The following is a 12,852-nucleotide window of genomic DNA, read 5'->3' as shown; positions in this document are numbered from 1 at the left end:
AAGAAGGAGACCTTGCCATGAATGCCACCGTTCCCGGTTTGGACACCGTGCAGATTCCCGCCGAATTCCAGCAGTGTTTCGACGCCCAGCGCGCCGCCTACCTGGCCGCCCCCGAGCCCAGCCATGCCCAGCGCGTGGCCGATCTGAACACGCTGGCTCGCATGTTGAAGGACCACCGCGAGGCACTGGTGGCCGCGGTGAACCAGGACTACGGCAACCGCTCGGAGTTTGAGACCCTGTTTGCGGAGTTCTTTGTGGTGCTGGAAACCATCCAGGACTCGGCCCGCCAGGTGAAGAAATGGATGAAGCCGCAGCGCCGCCATATCGACTTCCTCATGTACCCCGGCGCGTCCAACCGCGTCATTCCGCAACCGCTGGGCGTGGTGGGCGTCATCGTGCCCTGGAACTTTCCGCTCAACCTGACCTTCTGCCCGCTGGCGGCCATCTTCGCGGCCGGTAACCGGGCGATGGTCAAGATGTCGGAAAACTCGCGCCATCTGGCCGCGCTGCTGGCGCAGATCAGCCCGCAGTACTTTCCGGAAGACAAGCTCAAGTTCTTTGAAGACGGAGGAGGGCGCGGCCCGGCGTTTTCGTCTATCCCGTTTGACCACCTGTTGTTCACCGGCTCGGGCACCACGGGCCGCGCCGTCATGGCCAATGCCGCGCGCAACCTCACGCCCGTGACGCTGGAGCTGGGTGGCAAGGCACCCGCCGTGGTGGCGCCGGACTTTCCCATCGACAAGGCGGCCGAACGCATTCTCTGGGTCAAGATGTTCAATGCGGGCCAGATCTGCACCAACATCGACTACGTCTTTCTGCCCGAGGGCAAGGAGGCCGAGTTCGTGGCGCACTGCAAACGCCTGTTCAATCAGCGCTACCCCGACATCAACGCGCAGGACTACACCTCCATCATCGACCAGCGCTCTTTCGACCGCCTGCAGGCTACGCTGGACGACGCGCGCGCCCAGGGCGCTACGCTGGTGAACCTGGCCGAGGGCCAGACGCCGGATGCGGCGCTGCGCAAGTTTCCGCCCCATCTGGTGCTGAACCCCACGCCCGGCATGCTGCTCTCGCAGCGCGAGATTTTTGGCCCCATCCTGCCCATCCGCACCTACCGCGACCGGCAGGAGGTGGTGGATTACATCAACAGCCACGACCGCCCGCTGGCGCTGTACCCCTTCACCCACGACAAGGCGCTGGCGCAGTTCTATATCTCGCGTGTCATGTCGGGCGGCGTGTCGGTCAACGAAGCCCTGCTGCATGTGGCCCAGCACGATCTGCCGTTTGGCGGCGTAGGCCCCAGCGGCATGGGCCACTACCACGCGAAGGAGGGGTTCAATACCTTCTCCAAGCTGCGCCCGGTGTTCTACCAGGGGCCGTTCTCGGCCATCCAGATGCTGTTCCAGCCGCCCTATGCGCCGCGCGCGCGCAAGCTCATCGAAATGCTGATCCGCCTCAAGACCTGAGCTTGGGTTAGAGTCGGCACTATGGCCCCATCGTTGGAAGCAAGGGGCCCATCCCCACCCTGATGGAGTGCTGCATGCGCCTGAGTACATTGCCCCTGATCGCCATGCTCGCCGTGGTGAATGTTGCCTGGGCAGGCAGCCTGCAGGTCCAGGTGCAGGACAAGAACGGCAAGCCGCTGCCCAATGCCATCGTGTTTCTGGAATCCGCTGAGGCCAAGGCCGCCGCCAAGCCGCTCAAGGGCATTGAAATCGCCCAGGTGGCCCGCCAGTTCACGCCGCCCGTCACCGTGGTGACCCCGGGCACCTCGGTGCTGTTCCCCAACCAGGACACGGTGCGCCATCACGTGTATTCCTTCTCGCCGGCCAAGACCTTTGAACTCAAGCTCTACGCGGGCGTGCCGGCCAACCCGGTGGTGTTCGACAAGGCCGGCGTTGCCGTGCTGGGCTGCAACATCCACGACAACATGGTCGCCTGGGTGCTGATCGTGGAAACCCCGTACTTCGGCCACACCGATGCCCAGGGCCGGCTGACGCTGGACAACGTGCCCAATAGCAATTACAGGCTGCGCACCTGGCACGCCTCCCTGCCCACGGGCGCTCCCGCGGCCGAGCAGGCCCAGGCGGTGGGCGCAGCGGCGTCGCCGCCGGTGGTGGTGAAACTGGCGGGGAGCAGCGTTTGAAACTGAGCAAGGTTTACGCAGGCTGGGGCCTGGGTACCAAATTCGTCATCTTCTCGCTGGCGCTGCTGCTGCTGGTGCAGGTGGCCGTGTACAGCGTGGTGCGTACCAGTATCAACAGCAATGTGCGCGCCCAACTGACGCAGGAACTGGCCATTGGCGACAAGGTGTGGTGGCGCCTGCTGGACCAGAACGCCCAGAAGCTGCGCCAGGGCGCGGCGGTGCTGGCGGCAGACTACGGCTTTCGCTCCGCCTTGAGCAGTGGTGACACGGAAACCCTGCGCTCCGCGCTGGAGAACAGCGGTGCACGCATCGGAGCTCCTGTCACGGCGCTGCTCAGCCCGGAGTTCACCCTGCAGGCGACCGGGCTGGAGCCGGGTAGCGAAGCCAGGTTTGCTCCCGTCCTGCAGGATGTCGCCACCGAAATCAGCAAGAGCGACCAGAACCACCAGCTCGAGGTGATCGATGGCAAGCTCTACCAATTCGTGATGGTGCCACTCAAAGCGCCACTCACCATCGGCTGGGTGGTGATGGGCTTCCCGATCGAGCAAAGCCTGCTCAACGATATGTTCAGCCTTTCGGCGATCCACGTAGCCCTGTTGGATCAGCAAGGCTCATTGCTCGTGAGCAGCCTTCCAATGGGCGACCAGAGCGCGCTGCGCAATCTGGGGCAAGCTGCAGATGTCCGCCTTGGAAAAGACACCCTGGTGGTGCGCCGCAGCGAGTCGCGCAAGGACATTGTGGAGGTGCAAACCTATCTGCTGCGTTCGCTGGACGAGGTCGTGGCCCCGTACCAGCAGGTGCAGCTGGCACTGCTGGTCATCACCGCGCTCGGCTTGGCGTTGTTTGCCGCTGGCAGCACGCTGCTGGCGCGGCGCATCACCACACCCTTGCGGGTGCTGGTCACGGCGGCAGAACAACTCAGCCATGGCGATTACAACCACCAGCTGCCCGCCCTGCGCAACAAGGACGAAATCGGCGAGCTGGCGCGCGCCTTCGACCACATGCGCAGCAGCATCCGCCATCAGCAGAGTGAAATCCTGCAACTGGCCTACTGGGATCGCCTCACAGGCCTGCCCAACCGTACCCAGTTCCGCGACTTGCTGCAGCAGTCCATCAAGGCCAGCGTCGCCATGCAGGGCGAGGCCCCGCCGGTCACCGTGGTACTGCTCAACCTGGACCGCTTCAAGCACGTGAACGACGTGCTGGGCTACGCCTTTGGCGACGGCCTGCTGGTCGCGGTGGCGCAGCGCCTGAGCGCGCTCATCACGGCCGACATCGGCGAGGTGGCCCGCTTGGGCGGTGACGAATTCGCCGTGCTCATCGAAGGCAGCGACGCCCTGCAGGCGGTGGCGGTGGCACGCAAGATTGCTGCCTCATTTGACCAGCCGCTCACGCTGGAAGACCAGACCGTGGATTTCAGCGCGGGGATTGGCGTGGCGTCCTGGCCGGCGCATGCGCAGGATGTGGACATGCTGCTGAGCCGGGCCGAGATCGCCATGTATGTGGCCAAGCAGAAGACCACCGGCATTCAGGTCTACGACCCGGCGCTGGACTCGTCGAGCACGCAAACCCTGTCGCTGCTGACCGAGCTGCGTCACGCCGTGGACGAAGGCCAGCTGCGCCTGTACCTGCAGCCCAAGCTCACGCTGGCCGACAACTCCGTCCTGGCCGCCGAGGCGCTGGTGCGCTGGCAGCACCCCACGCGCGGGCTGGTGCCGCCCATGCAGTTCATTCCCTTTGCCGAGCAGACTGGCTTTGTGCGCCAGCTCACGCTATGGATGTTTGAAGAGGTGGCGCGCGCGCTGCCTCTGTTGCAGGCAGGCGACTTGCGTTTGCGCGTGGCCATCAACCTGTCTACTCGCGACCTGCTGGACCAGGAGTTCCCGGCCAAGCTGGACGCTCTGATGGCGCGCTACAACGCCCCCACCGACGCCTTCTGCCTGGAAATCACCGAGAGCGCGATCATGGACGACCCGCAGCGTGCCGAGGCCACGCTCAACCGCCTGTCGGAACGCGGCTTCAAGCTATCCATTGACGACTTTGGCACCGGCTATTCCTCGCTGGCCTACTTGAAACGCCTGCCGGTGAACGAGCTCAAGATCGACAAGTCCTTCGTGATGGGCATGGAGAAGGATGAGAGCGACGCCAAGATCGTGCGCTCCACCATCGACCTGGCCCACAACCTGGGCCTCTCGGTGGTGGCCGAAGGCGTGGAAAACCAGGCCATATTGGACAAGCTGCGCGAGTTGAGTTGTGACGAAGCGCAGGGCTATTACATGAGCAAGCCCATCACGCTGCCGGATTTCATCGAGTGGCGGGCGAAACATATCGCGCGGTCAGCGGGCTGATTCGAACAGGATCTAGGCCTGCCAGCGCCGCCAGTACTCCAGCGCTACCGCATAGGTGGTTTGCTGGACCTGGACGGTGTCCTCAATCCGGTGGCCATAGCCGCCGGCCATGGTGAACACCATGGGAATGCGGTGCTGCCAGCACCAGTCCATCACGCGGCGGTCGCGCGCTTCCAGGCCTGTAGCCGTGATTTTGAGGCGGCCCAGGCGGTCGCCCTCGTGTGGGTCGGCGCCGGCCAGGTAGAACACCACATCGGGCACACAGCGCGCCTCCAGCGCCAGCAGGGCCTGCTCCAGCGCGGCCAGGTACTCGGCATCGCCACAGCCATCGGGCAGGGGCACATCCAGATCGCTGTCTTCCTTGCGGAAGGGAAAATTTTTCTCGCCGTGCAACGAGAGGGTGAACACGCTGGCGTCGTCCCGGAAGATGTGAGCCGTGCCGTTGCCCTGGTGCACGTCCAGGTCAATCACGGCCACTTGCAGCGCAGGATGGCGATGGCCGCCAGCCTGCAGTACCCGGGCTGCCACCGCCACATCGTTGAAGACACAGAAGCCGCTGCCTTTATCCGCGTAGGCGTGGTGGGTGCCACCGGCCAGATTGGCGGCGAGACCTTCCTTCAGGGCCACATGCGCTGCGGCCACCGTGGCGCCCACGCTGCGACAGGCGCGTTCGGCCATGGCCGGGCTCCAGGGAAAACCGATCTCGCGCAGCACTGCCGGCGCGGCCGTGCCGTCCAGGATGGCGGAGATGTACTCCGGCGTGTGGACCAGGGCCAGTTGCTCCCGGGTAGCGGCGGGCGCCTCGCTCAGGCGAACGGCAGGCAGGTGCTGCGCCAGGGCGTCGCGCAGCATGCGGTACTTGGCCATGGGGAAGCGGTGGCCCTCGGGCAAGGGGAGTACAAACTGGTCAGCGTAAAAGGCCTGCATGGCACAGGATTGTGGCAAATGGCAGGATGGGCCAAAAAAGTGGGAAAATAGCGGTTTTCTCACCAACTCAACAGGATTCGCCACATGGGCAACAAAATCTTCACCGAAGCTGACCGCAAAGCTACTCCCGCTCCCCAGCCCCTGCCTGGCTACACCCTGCCCACCGCTGGCCGTGGCCAACGCGTGAGCCTGGAACGTGGCGTCGCCACCCGCAGCAAGAAGAACCCCGGCAAGCGTCACCGCTAAGCCAGGTCACCCCCTGCGGGTGCTTGCAGCAATAAGAAAGGCCCTCATCGAGGGCCTTTTTGTTTTGGTGAAAATTTGCTGCTAGCCCCCGTCGATAGTGCGCGAGCAGCTAGCAAAACCATAGCAATTCAAAAGGCTCAGGCTGCGCCCATGTAGTCCTTCTTGCCAATCTCCACACCGTTGTGGCGCAGCAGCCCATAGGCTGTCGTCACATGGAAGAAGAACTGGGGCAGGGCGTAGTGCAGCAGGTAGTTGGAGGCATCAAAGCTGCGCTCGCGCGGGGTGCCAGCTTGGATGGTGATCTGGCGGCTGTGCGGCTGATCGAACTGTTCGGCATCCAGCGTGGCCAGAAAGTCCAGCACCTTCTGGATGCGGGCCTGCAGGTCGACAAAGGTCTGCTCGGTATCTTCCATCACCGGCACAGGCACACCCGCCAGGCGGGCACCGGCGCCCTTGGCAAAGTCGCAGGCCACAGTGACTTGGCGCAGCATGGTCAGCATGTCGGGGTAGAGGCGGGCCTGCAGCAGGGCGCTGGGCTCGATCTTGCGGGCCGTGGCATGGTCTTCGGCCTTGCGCAGCACCTTGCTCAGGGCCTGCAGCATGTGCTGGAACACGGGAATGGAAGCGGTGTAGAGGGCGTCGGTCACGGTTAGGTCTCCTGGGTAAAAACAGCGCGCAGCCTACCAAGCCTCCCGGTCGCCTGCTGGAGCAGGGGCTTTGCCGTCTGCAGGCGGCGTCAGAGGTTGTGCTGCACGGTGGGCGTACGCATGGTGACCAGCTCCTCCGCGGCCGTGGGGTGCACGGCCAGGGTGGCATCCAGCGCGGCCTTGGTGGCACCCAGTTGCAGGGCCACGCCCATGAGCTGGGCCATTTCGCCCGTGTCCGGCCCCACGCCGTGAAAGCCCAGCACGCGGTCGGTGTCGCGGTCCACCAGCAGCTTGAGCAGCACTTTTCCGGGGTGGCCCGACAGCGTGGCCTTGAGCGGGCGAAAGCTGCTGCGGTACACGTCCAGCCGCGGGTGGCTCTTGAGCGCCTGCTCTTCGGTCAGCCCCACCACGCCAGCCTCGGGCGTGGTGAACACGGCCGTGGGCACCAGCGTGTGGTCCACGCGGCGCGGTATGTTGCCAAACACGGTGTCGGCAAAGGCGTGGCCTTCGCGGATGGCCATGGGCGTCAGGTTCACGCGGTTGGTCACGTCGCCCACGGCATAGATGCCGGGCACGTTGGTCTGGCTGAATTCGTCCACGGGAACGGCGCCGTGCGCGTCCAGCGCAATGCCCGCAGCTTCCAGGCCTAGGCCCTTCGTGTTGGGCACGCGGCCCAGCGCACGCAACACGCAGTCGGCGGGCAGGGTGTCGCCGTTGTCCAGTTCCACCTGCAGCCCATCGCCCGAACGGGCAATCGCCTTCACCTCCCGGCCAAAGCGAAATTGCAGCCCGCTGTGCGCCATCTCGGCCGCCAAGTGCTGGCGCAGTTCGTCATCAAACCCGCGTAGGATTTGTTCGCCGCGCACCACCACCGTCACCTCCGTGCCCAGCAGGTGGAGCACGCAGGCCAGCTCCAGTGCGATGTAGCCGGCGCCTTGCACCACCACGCGGCGGGGCAGGGCGGACAGCTCGAAGAAGCCGTTGGAGTCGATGGCCAGTTCGTGCCCCGGAATGTCCGGACCCGAGGCTGGCTGGGCGCCCGTGGCGACCAGGATGTGCTGGGCCTGGTAGCGCTGGCCGTTGGAGAGGATGACCGTTTGCCGGTCTGCCAGCGTGGCCCGGCCTTCCAGAATCCGCACGTCCGCCTTGAGCAGGTTGCTGCGGTAAATGCCCTCCAGCCGAGTCACCTCGGCATCGCGCCGGGCCTTGAGCGTGGCCCAGTCCAACCGGGGCGCCGTGTCTAGCAGCCAGCCATAGCCGGCCGCCTCCTCAAACTCCTGCGCAAAGCGGGAGGCGTAGACCATGAGCTTTTTGGGCACACAGCCGCGAATCACGCAGGTGCCGCCCAAGCGGTATTCCTCTACCAGCGCCACGCGGGCGCCATGGTTGGCAGCAATGCGTGCAGCGCGCACGCCACCCGAGCCACCACCGATCACGATGAGATCAAACTGTTCCATGCGGTCCCTTGTTTGCTGGGCAGCACCGGCCGGGGGTCACGGCTGGGCTGCATATTTCCGGATGATGGCCTCGTACACGCCGTTGCCCTGAATGATCTTGAGTCCCGCGTTGAAGCGGTCGCGCAGTTGCGCATCCTTGAACACCACCTTGCGCGGCGTGTGCGGAAAGATGGTGTGCACAGTGACGGGCTGGCTGGCATCCACCTTGGCGTCCAACAAGGTGTTGAGATAGCGGAAGATGCGCCGGTCGCCCACCACCACATCCACACGGTGCGTGTAAAGCAGGTTGTTCTGGGTGATCTGCTGGGGATACTCTTTGTAGCCGGCATGGTTCTGCACCACGGCCTTGAAGCGCTCGCCCAGGACCACTTCCGCGTTCTGGAAAGCGGCGACCGAGTAGGCCGCCAGGTCCTCAATGCGCCGGACCTGCAGGTTGCGCGATGTCAGGGTGATCGCCACGTTCTGGTAGGTGATGTAGGGCTCGGAGAAAAAATCCTTGCCGCCTATGCCTTCGTCCACCCCCAAGAGCGCATCGAGCTGGCCGGCGCGCTGCATGGCCAGGCCGCGGGCTGGCGGAAACCGCAGGCCCACCATGCGGTAGCCCGCCGCCGCCAGGGCCTGTTCGGCGATCTCCACCTCCAGGCCTTCGGTGCCTGATTCGAGGATGTAGGGCGGTTTGGTCAGCCCCATGCCCACGCGCACCTCCACCGCCTGCACACCCGACCCGGCCAGCAGCGCCAGCAAGGCGCAACAGGCGCTTACAAAGACGGTGCGGCGGCGGGACATGGGGCTCAGTTTACGCCCGGGGAGCTGTGGCACACTCGCGCCCTCGATTGATTCCCGGCAAGCCTTGGTGGCTTCGCCCATTTTTTCGCAATGCAGAAAATCATCGCGCAAATCGCGCAAGAAATTCAGGTCCGCCCCCAGCAAGTCGAAGCCGCAGTCACCCTGCTGGACGAAGGCGCCACGGTGCCCTTTATCGCCCGTTACCGCAAGGAAGTCACCGGCGGGCTGGACGACATCCAGCTGCGTGAACTGGAAACCCGCCTGGCCTACCTGCGCGAGCTGGCCGACCGCAAGGAAGCGGTGGTCAAGGCCATCGACGAGCAGGGCAAATTGACGCCGGCACTCATCGCCGCCATCCACAACGCCGCCACCAAGCAGGAAGTGGAAGACATCTACCTGCCTTTCAAGCTCAAGCGCCGCACCAAGGGCCAACTGGCGAAGGAAGCCGGGCTGGAGCCGCTGGCCGATGCGCTGTTTGCCGACCCCACGCTGGTGCCGGCCACGGTGGCCGAGGCCTACCTCAAGCCGCCACTCACCGCAGAACAGATCGCCGACAAGCAGCCCGATTTCTCCACCGTATTCGCGGTGCTGGACGGCGTGCGCGATCTGCTCTCCGAGCGCTGGGCCGAAGACCCGGTGCTGGTGCAGGAACTGCGCGGCTGGGCCTGGAGCGAGGGCCTGCTGCAAAGCAAGTTGGCCGAGGGCAAGGACGAGAACAATCCCGATGTGGCCAAGTTCCGCGACTATTTCGACTACGACGAGCCCATCAGCCGCGTGCCCAGCCACCGCGCGTTGGCCGTGTTCCGCGGCCGCGCGCTGGACATGCTGGACGTGAAACTCGTTTTTCCCGAGCCAGAGTTGCCTGCAGCCCCCGCCAATGGTGCGCAAGCAGCCATCAAAAAAGTAGCGACCGTGGTGTCGCTGGCAGAAGGCCGCATTGCCCTCAAGCTGGGCTGGAGCCACCAGGGCCGTCCGGCGGATGACCTGCTGCGCAAATGTGTGGCCTGGACCTGGAAGGTCAAACTCAGCTTGTCCACCGAGCGCGACCTGTTTGCCCGCCTGCGCGAGGACGCCGAGAAGGTGGCCATCAAGGTGTTTGCCGACAACCTGCGCGACCTGCTGCTGGCAGCTCCCGCCGGCCCCCGCGTGGTGCTGGGCCTGGACCCCGGCATCCGCACGGGCGTGAAAGTGGCCGTGGTGGACTCCACCGGCAAACTGGTGGACACCGCCACCGTGTTCCCCCACGAGCCCAAGCGCGACTGGGAAGGCAGCCTGCACACCCTGGGCAAGCTCTGCGCCAAGCACAGCGTGAACCTGATCGCCATCGGCAACGGCACCGCCAGCCGCGAGACCGACAAGCTGGCCGGCGACCTGATCAAGCTGCTTGCCAAGATGGCTGCACAGGCCGGTGCGCCCGAAATCAAGGTGGACAAGGTCGTCGTGTCGGAAGCCGGTGCCTCGGTCTACTCGGCCTCCGAATACGCTTCGCAGGAAATGCCCGATGTGGACGTGAGCCTGCGCGGTGCGGCGTCCATCGCCCGCCGTCTGCAAGACCCGTTGGCTGAACTCGTGAAGATCGACCCCAAGAGCATTGGCGTGGGCCAGTACCAGCATGACGTGAACCAGAGCGAACTGGCCAAGACGCTGGACGCGGTGGTGGAAGACTGCGTGAACTCGGTGGGCGTGGACCTGAACACGGCATCGGTGCCGCTGCTGTCCCGTGTGTCCGGCCTGTCCGCCACCGTGGCCAAGGCTGTGGTGCGCTGGCGCGATGCCAATGGCGCCTTCGGCAGCCGCCAGGACCTGATGAAAGTCACCGGCCTGGGCGCCAAGACCTTTGAGCAGAGCGCGGGCTTTTTGCGCATCCGCGACGGCAGCAACCCGCTGGACATGACAGGCGTACACCCGGAAACCTATCCGGTCGTGGAGCAGATCATTGCCAAAACCGGCAAGCCCGTGGCCGAGATCATGGGCCGCGCCGACATGCTCAAGACCCTCAAGCCCGAGCTGTTTGCCAACGAGCAGTTCGGCGTCATCACGGTCAAGGACATCTTCACCGAGCTGGAAAAGCCCGGCCGCGACCCGCGCCCGGACTTCCAGGTGGCCCGCTTCAACGAAGGCGTGGAAGACATTGCCGACCTGAAGGAAGGCATGATTCTGGAAGGCACTGTCAGCAACGTGGCCCAGTTTGGCGCCTTTGTGGACCTGGGTGTGCACCAGGACGGTCTGGTCCACGTGAGCCAGCTGGCGCACAAGTTCGTCAACGACGCGCGCGAGGTGGTCAAGACCGGCGACATCGTCAAGGTGCAGGTGCTGGAAGTGGATGCGGCCCGCAAGCGCATCAGCCTGACCATGAAACTGGGCGCCGCCCCGGCCGGCGCGCGCCGCGGCGATGGCAAGGGGGCGGGGGACAACCGCTACCAGGCCCCAGCCCGCGGTGAACGCCAGCAGGGCAGCTACCGCGACAACACCCCGGTCGCCAACTCCGCCATGGCCAGCGCCTTCGCCAAACTCAAACGCTGAGCGCAGCCGCCAGCAAGGGCCAAAAGTGTGAACTAGTTCCGCTTTAGGCCCTTTCACCAGGTGCGGCTAGTCTCGATGGACTATTTGGCCATAGTCACCCAGCGGGCAAAATCCAGAAAAATTACAACCGCTAACAATTTGGGATCCCCATGACCATGCGCCTTGTTTCCATTGCTCTGGCTGCCTCGCTCGCCCCTGTTCTCTCCGCCCACGCGCTGACCAGCTCGGTCACCAATGGCACCACCAGCAGCCAGGCCGGCGCCCAGACGATTGATTTCGGCACCAGCCCGGTCAACAACAGCTCCGCAGTGGCTGGCAGCGCTGCTAATGGCGACGTGGTCCACAGCGGTTCCGCCGCTGGCGTGAGCTACACCTACACCGACGGCGCCCTGTTCAGCAACACCGACCTGATTTCCGGTGAAGCCGCCCGCCCCGTAGGCGCACTGGGTAACTACTACTCGGTGGGCAACACCGGCGTGCAAGCCGGCACCGCCAGCGTGAGCTTCAGCAGCGGCCTGAGCTACTTCGGCTTCCTGTGGGGCTCTCCTGACGCATACAACACGGTGACCTTCTGGAACGGCAACACCGCCCTGGCCTCTTTCAACGGCTCGTCGGTGAAGATCCCCGCTGATGGTGACCAAAGCTACGCACGCTATTTCAACGTGTTCACCCAAGGCAGCGAAAAGATCACCAAGATCACCTTCAGCTCCACCTCCAACGCGTTCGAAACCGACAACCACGCCTTCATCAGCGCGGTCCCCGAACCCGAGACCTACGCCATGCTGCTGGCCGGCCTGGGCCTGATGGGCGTAGTCGCCCGCCGCAAGCGCCAGCAAAGCCGCTGAGCCGACAGGCCCGCTTGTGACAACCCCGCTGCGGCGGGGTTTCGCTTTTGTGACTGCCGGGTGCGCGCGCGGATAGATAATCGCTGCATCCCCAAAGTTGGTTGAGGAGACCGCCGCCATGAAACTCAGTGCCTTGCTGGAGCAGCAGTTCAATCTGCCCAGCATCCCCAAAGTGGTGGCACTGCTGCTCAGCGAGCTCGAACGCCCCGAGATCGACCTCAAGAAAATCACCCAGCTCATCAGCACCGACCCGGCGCTGACCACGCGCCTGCTGCAGCTCGCCAACTCGGACTTCTTCCAGATGTCCGGCAAGATCAACAGCGTGTCCGAAGCACTGGCCCTGCTGGACCTGGGCCAGGTGCGCAAGATGGCGCAGGCCGCTGCCAGCGGCGCTTCTCTCAAGGCCGTGCCCGGCATCCAGCTCCAGCAATTCTGGGACTACAGCCTCAATGTGGCGCGCGTGTCGCGCTCGCTGGCGGGCCTGGTGCGCCTGAACCAGCAGGCCGCCTTCACGTGCGGACTCATCCATGCCGTAGGCGAGCTGGCCCTGCACCTGGCCTTGCCGGATATTTCGGCAGCGATGGACCAGGAAGTGGACCCGCTGAGCCTGAGCCGCGCCACCCACGAACGCAAGACCCTGGGCTACTGCTATGCCAGCGTGGGGGCGGGCTATGCGCGCATGTGGAACTTTCCGCAGGCCATGGTGGACGCGCTGGAGCACCAGTACGCCCCGTTTGAAAACCATGTCTATGAACCCCTGGCCGGCGTTATCCATCTGGCGGCATGGCGCGCGCGCGGCAAGGAAGCCGGCCTGACCCAGCGCGGCTTGGCCGTCACCTTCCCGGGCACTGTGGGCATAGCGCTGGGCCTGGATATCGACATGGTTTTGCAGCAAGACCCCTTTGACTGGGGCGCATATACCTAAGA

11 protein-coding genes are annotated in these 12,852 nt (G+C 64.7%); 7 read left to right on the top strand and 4 right to left on the bottom strand.

Translation table 11 applies throughout. The annotated features are described in order from the left end of the window. Nucleotides 1-17: 17 nt before the first annotated feature. The 3 genes from AC1RNN_RS05415 (at nucleotide 18) to AC1RNN_RS05405 (ending at nucleotide 4,494) form a co-directional block, all read left to right on the top strand. Nucleotides 18-1,466 carry a coniferyl aldehyde dehydrogenase gene (locus AC1RNN_RS05415; protein ID WP_493087970.1) on the top strand — a complete coding sequence of 483 codons (1,449 nt, stop codon included), beginning with the start codon at nucleotides 18-20 and terminating at the stop codon, nucleotides 1,464-1,466. A gap of 74 nt (nucleotides 1,467-1,540) precedes the next feature. After that, nucleotides 1,541-2,146 (top strand): methylamine utilization protein, encoded by a 606-nt coding sequence (locus AC1RNN_RS05410; RefSeq protein WP_493087972.1) that lies wholly within the window; start codon nucleotides 1,541-1,543, stop codon nucleotides 2,144-2,146. Continuing rightward, nucleotides 2,143-4,494 carry a bifunctional diguanylate cyclase/phosphodiesterase gene (locus AC1RNN_RS05405; RefSeq protein ID WP_493087974.1) on the top strand — a complete coding sequence of 784 codons (2,352 nt, stop codon included), beginning with the start codon at nucleotides 2,143-2,145 and terminating at the stop codon, nucleotides 4,492-4,494. Before AC1RNN_RS05410 ends, AC1RNN_RS05405 begins: the two co-directional genes overlap by 4 nt. Before the next feature lie 12 nt (nucleotides 4,495-4,506). Here AC1RNN_RS05405 and AC1RNN_RS05400 read toward each other — a convergent pair whose 3' ends face one another. Beyond that, nucleotides 4,507-5,421: a histone deacetylase family protein gene (locus tag AC1RNN_RS05400; RefSeq protein WP_493087976.1), complete on the bottom strand. Its 915-nt coding sequence runs from the start codon at nucleotides 5,419-5,421 to the stop codon at nucleotides 4,507-4,509. An 84-nt stretch (nucleotides 5,422-5,505) separates the two neighbouring features. Between AC1RNN_RS05400 and AC1RNN_RS05395 the strand changes: the two genes are divergently transcribed. Beyond that, nucleotides 5,506-5,667: a hypothetical protein gene (locus tag AC1RNN_RS05395; protein ID WP_493087978.1), complete on the top strand. Its 162-nt coding sequence runs from the start codon at nucleotides 5,506-5,508 to the stop codon at nucleotides 5,665-5,667. 137 nt (nucleotides 5,668-5,804) lie between these two features. Here AC1RNN_RS05395 and AC1RNN_RS05390 read toward each other — a convergent pair whose 3' ends face one another. The 3 genes from AC1RNN_RS05390 to AC1RNN_RS05380 all read right to left on the bottom strand — a co-directional run bounded on the left by AC1RNN_RS05390 (nucleotide 5,805) and on the right by AC1RNN_RS05380 (nucleotide 8,557). Continuing rightward, nucleotides 5,805-6,314, bottom strand: coding sequence for a DUF1993 domain-containing protein (locus tag AC1RNN_RS05390; protein WP_493087979.1), 510 nt, complete (start codon nucleotides 6,312-6,314; stop codon nucleotides 5,805-5,807). A gap of 89 nt (nucleotides 6,315-6,403) precedes the next feature. Further along, nucleotides 6,404-7,771, bottom strand: a complete 1,368-nt coding sequence (gene gorA / locus AC1RNN_RS05385) for a glutathione-disulfide reductase (protein WP_493087980.1) — start codon at nucleotides 7,769-7,771, stop codon at nucleotides 6,404-6,406. A gap of 36 nt (nucleotides 7,772-7,807) precedes the next feature. Then, complete coding sequence (locus tag AC1RNN_RS05380; RefSeq protein ID WP_493087982.1) at nucleotides 7,808-8,557, bottom strand: substrate-binding periplasmic protein; 750 nt, start codon at nucleotides 8,555-8,557, stop codon at nucleotides 7,808-7,810. Between the two features lie 90 nt (nucleotides 8,558-8,647). Between AC1RNN_RS05380 and AC1RNN_RS05375 the strand changes: the two genes are divergently transcribed. The 3 genes from AC1RNN_RS05375 (at nucleotide 8,648) to AC1RNN_RS05365 (ending at nucleotide 12,850) form a co-directional block, all read left to right on the top strand. Beyond that, nucleotides 8,648-11,080, top strand: a complete 2,433-nt coding sequence (locus AC1RNN_RS05375; protein ID WP_493087984.1) for a Tex family protein — start codon at nucleotides 8,648-8,650, stop codon at nucleotides 11,078-11,080. Between the two features lie 149 nt (nucleotides 11,081-11,229). Then, entirely contained in the window at nucleotides 11,230-11,925 is a 696-nt protein-coding gene (locus tag AC1RNN_RS05370) for an Npun_F0296 family exosortase-dependent surface protein (RefSeq protein WP_493087985.1), read from the top strand. Nucleotides 11,926-12,043: 118 nt separating this feature from the next. Further along, complete coding sequence (locus AC1RNN_RS05365; RefSeq protein ID WP_493087987.1) at nucleotides 12,044-12,850, top strand: HDOD domain-containing protein; 807 nt, start codon at nucleotides 12,044-12,046, stop codon at nucleotides 12,848-12,850. Nucleotides 12,851-12,852 lie beyond the last annotated feature (2 nt).

The organism is Rhodoferax sp. GW822-FHT02D07 (assembly GCF_058802405.1).
Note: the sequence above shows the minus strand (reverse complement) of the source record. Positions and strands in the feature narration are given on the sequence as shown.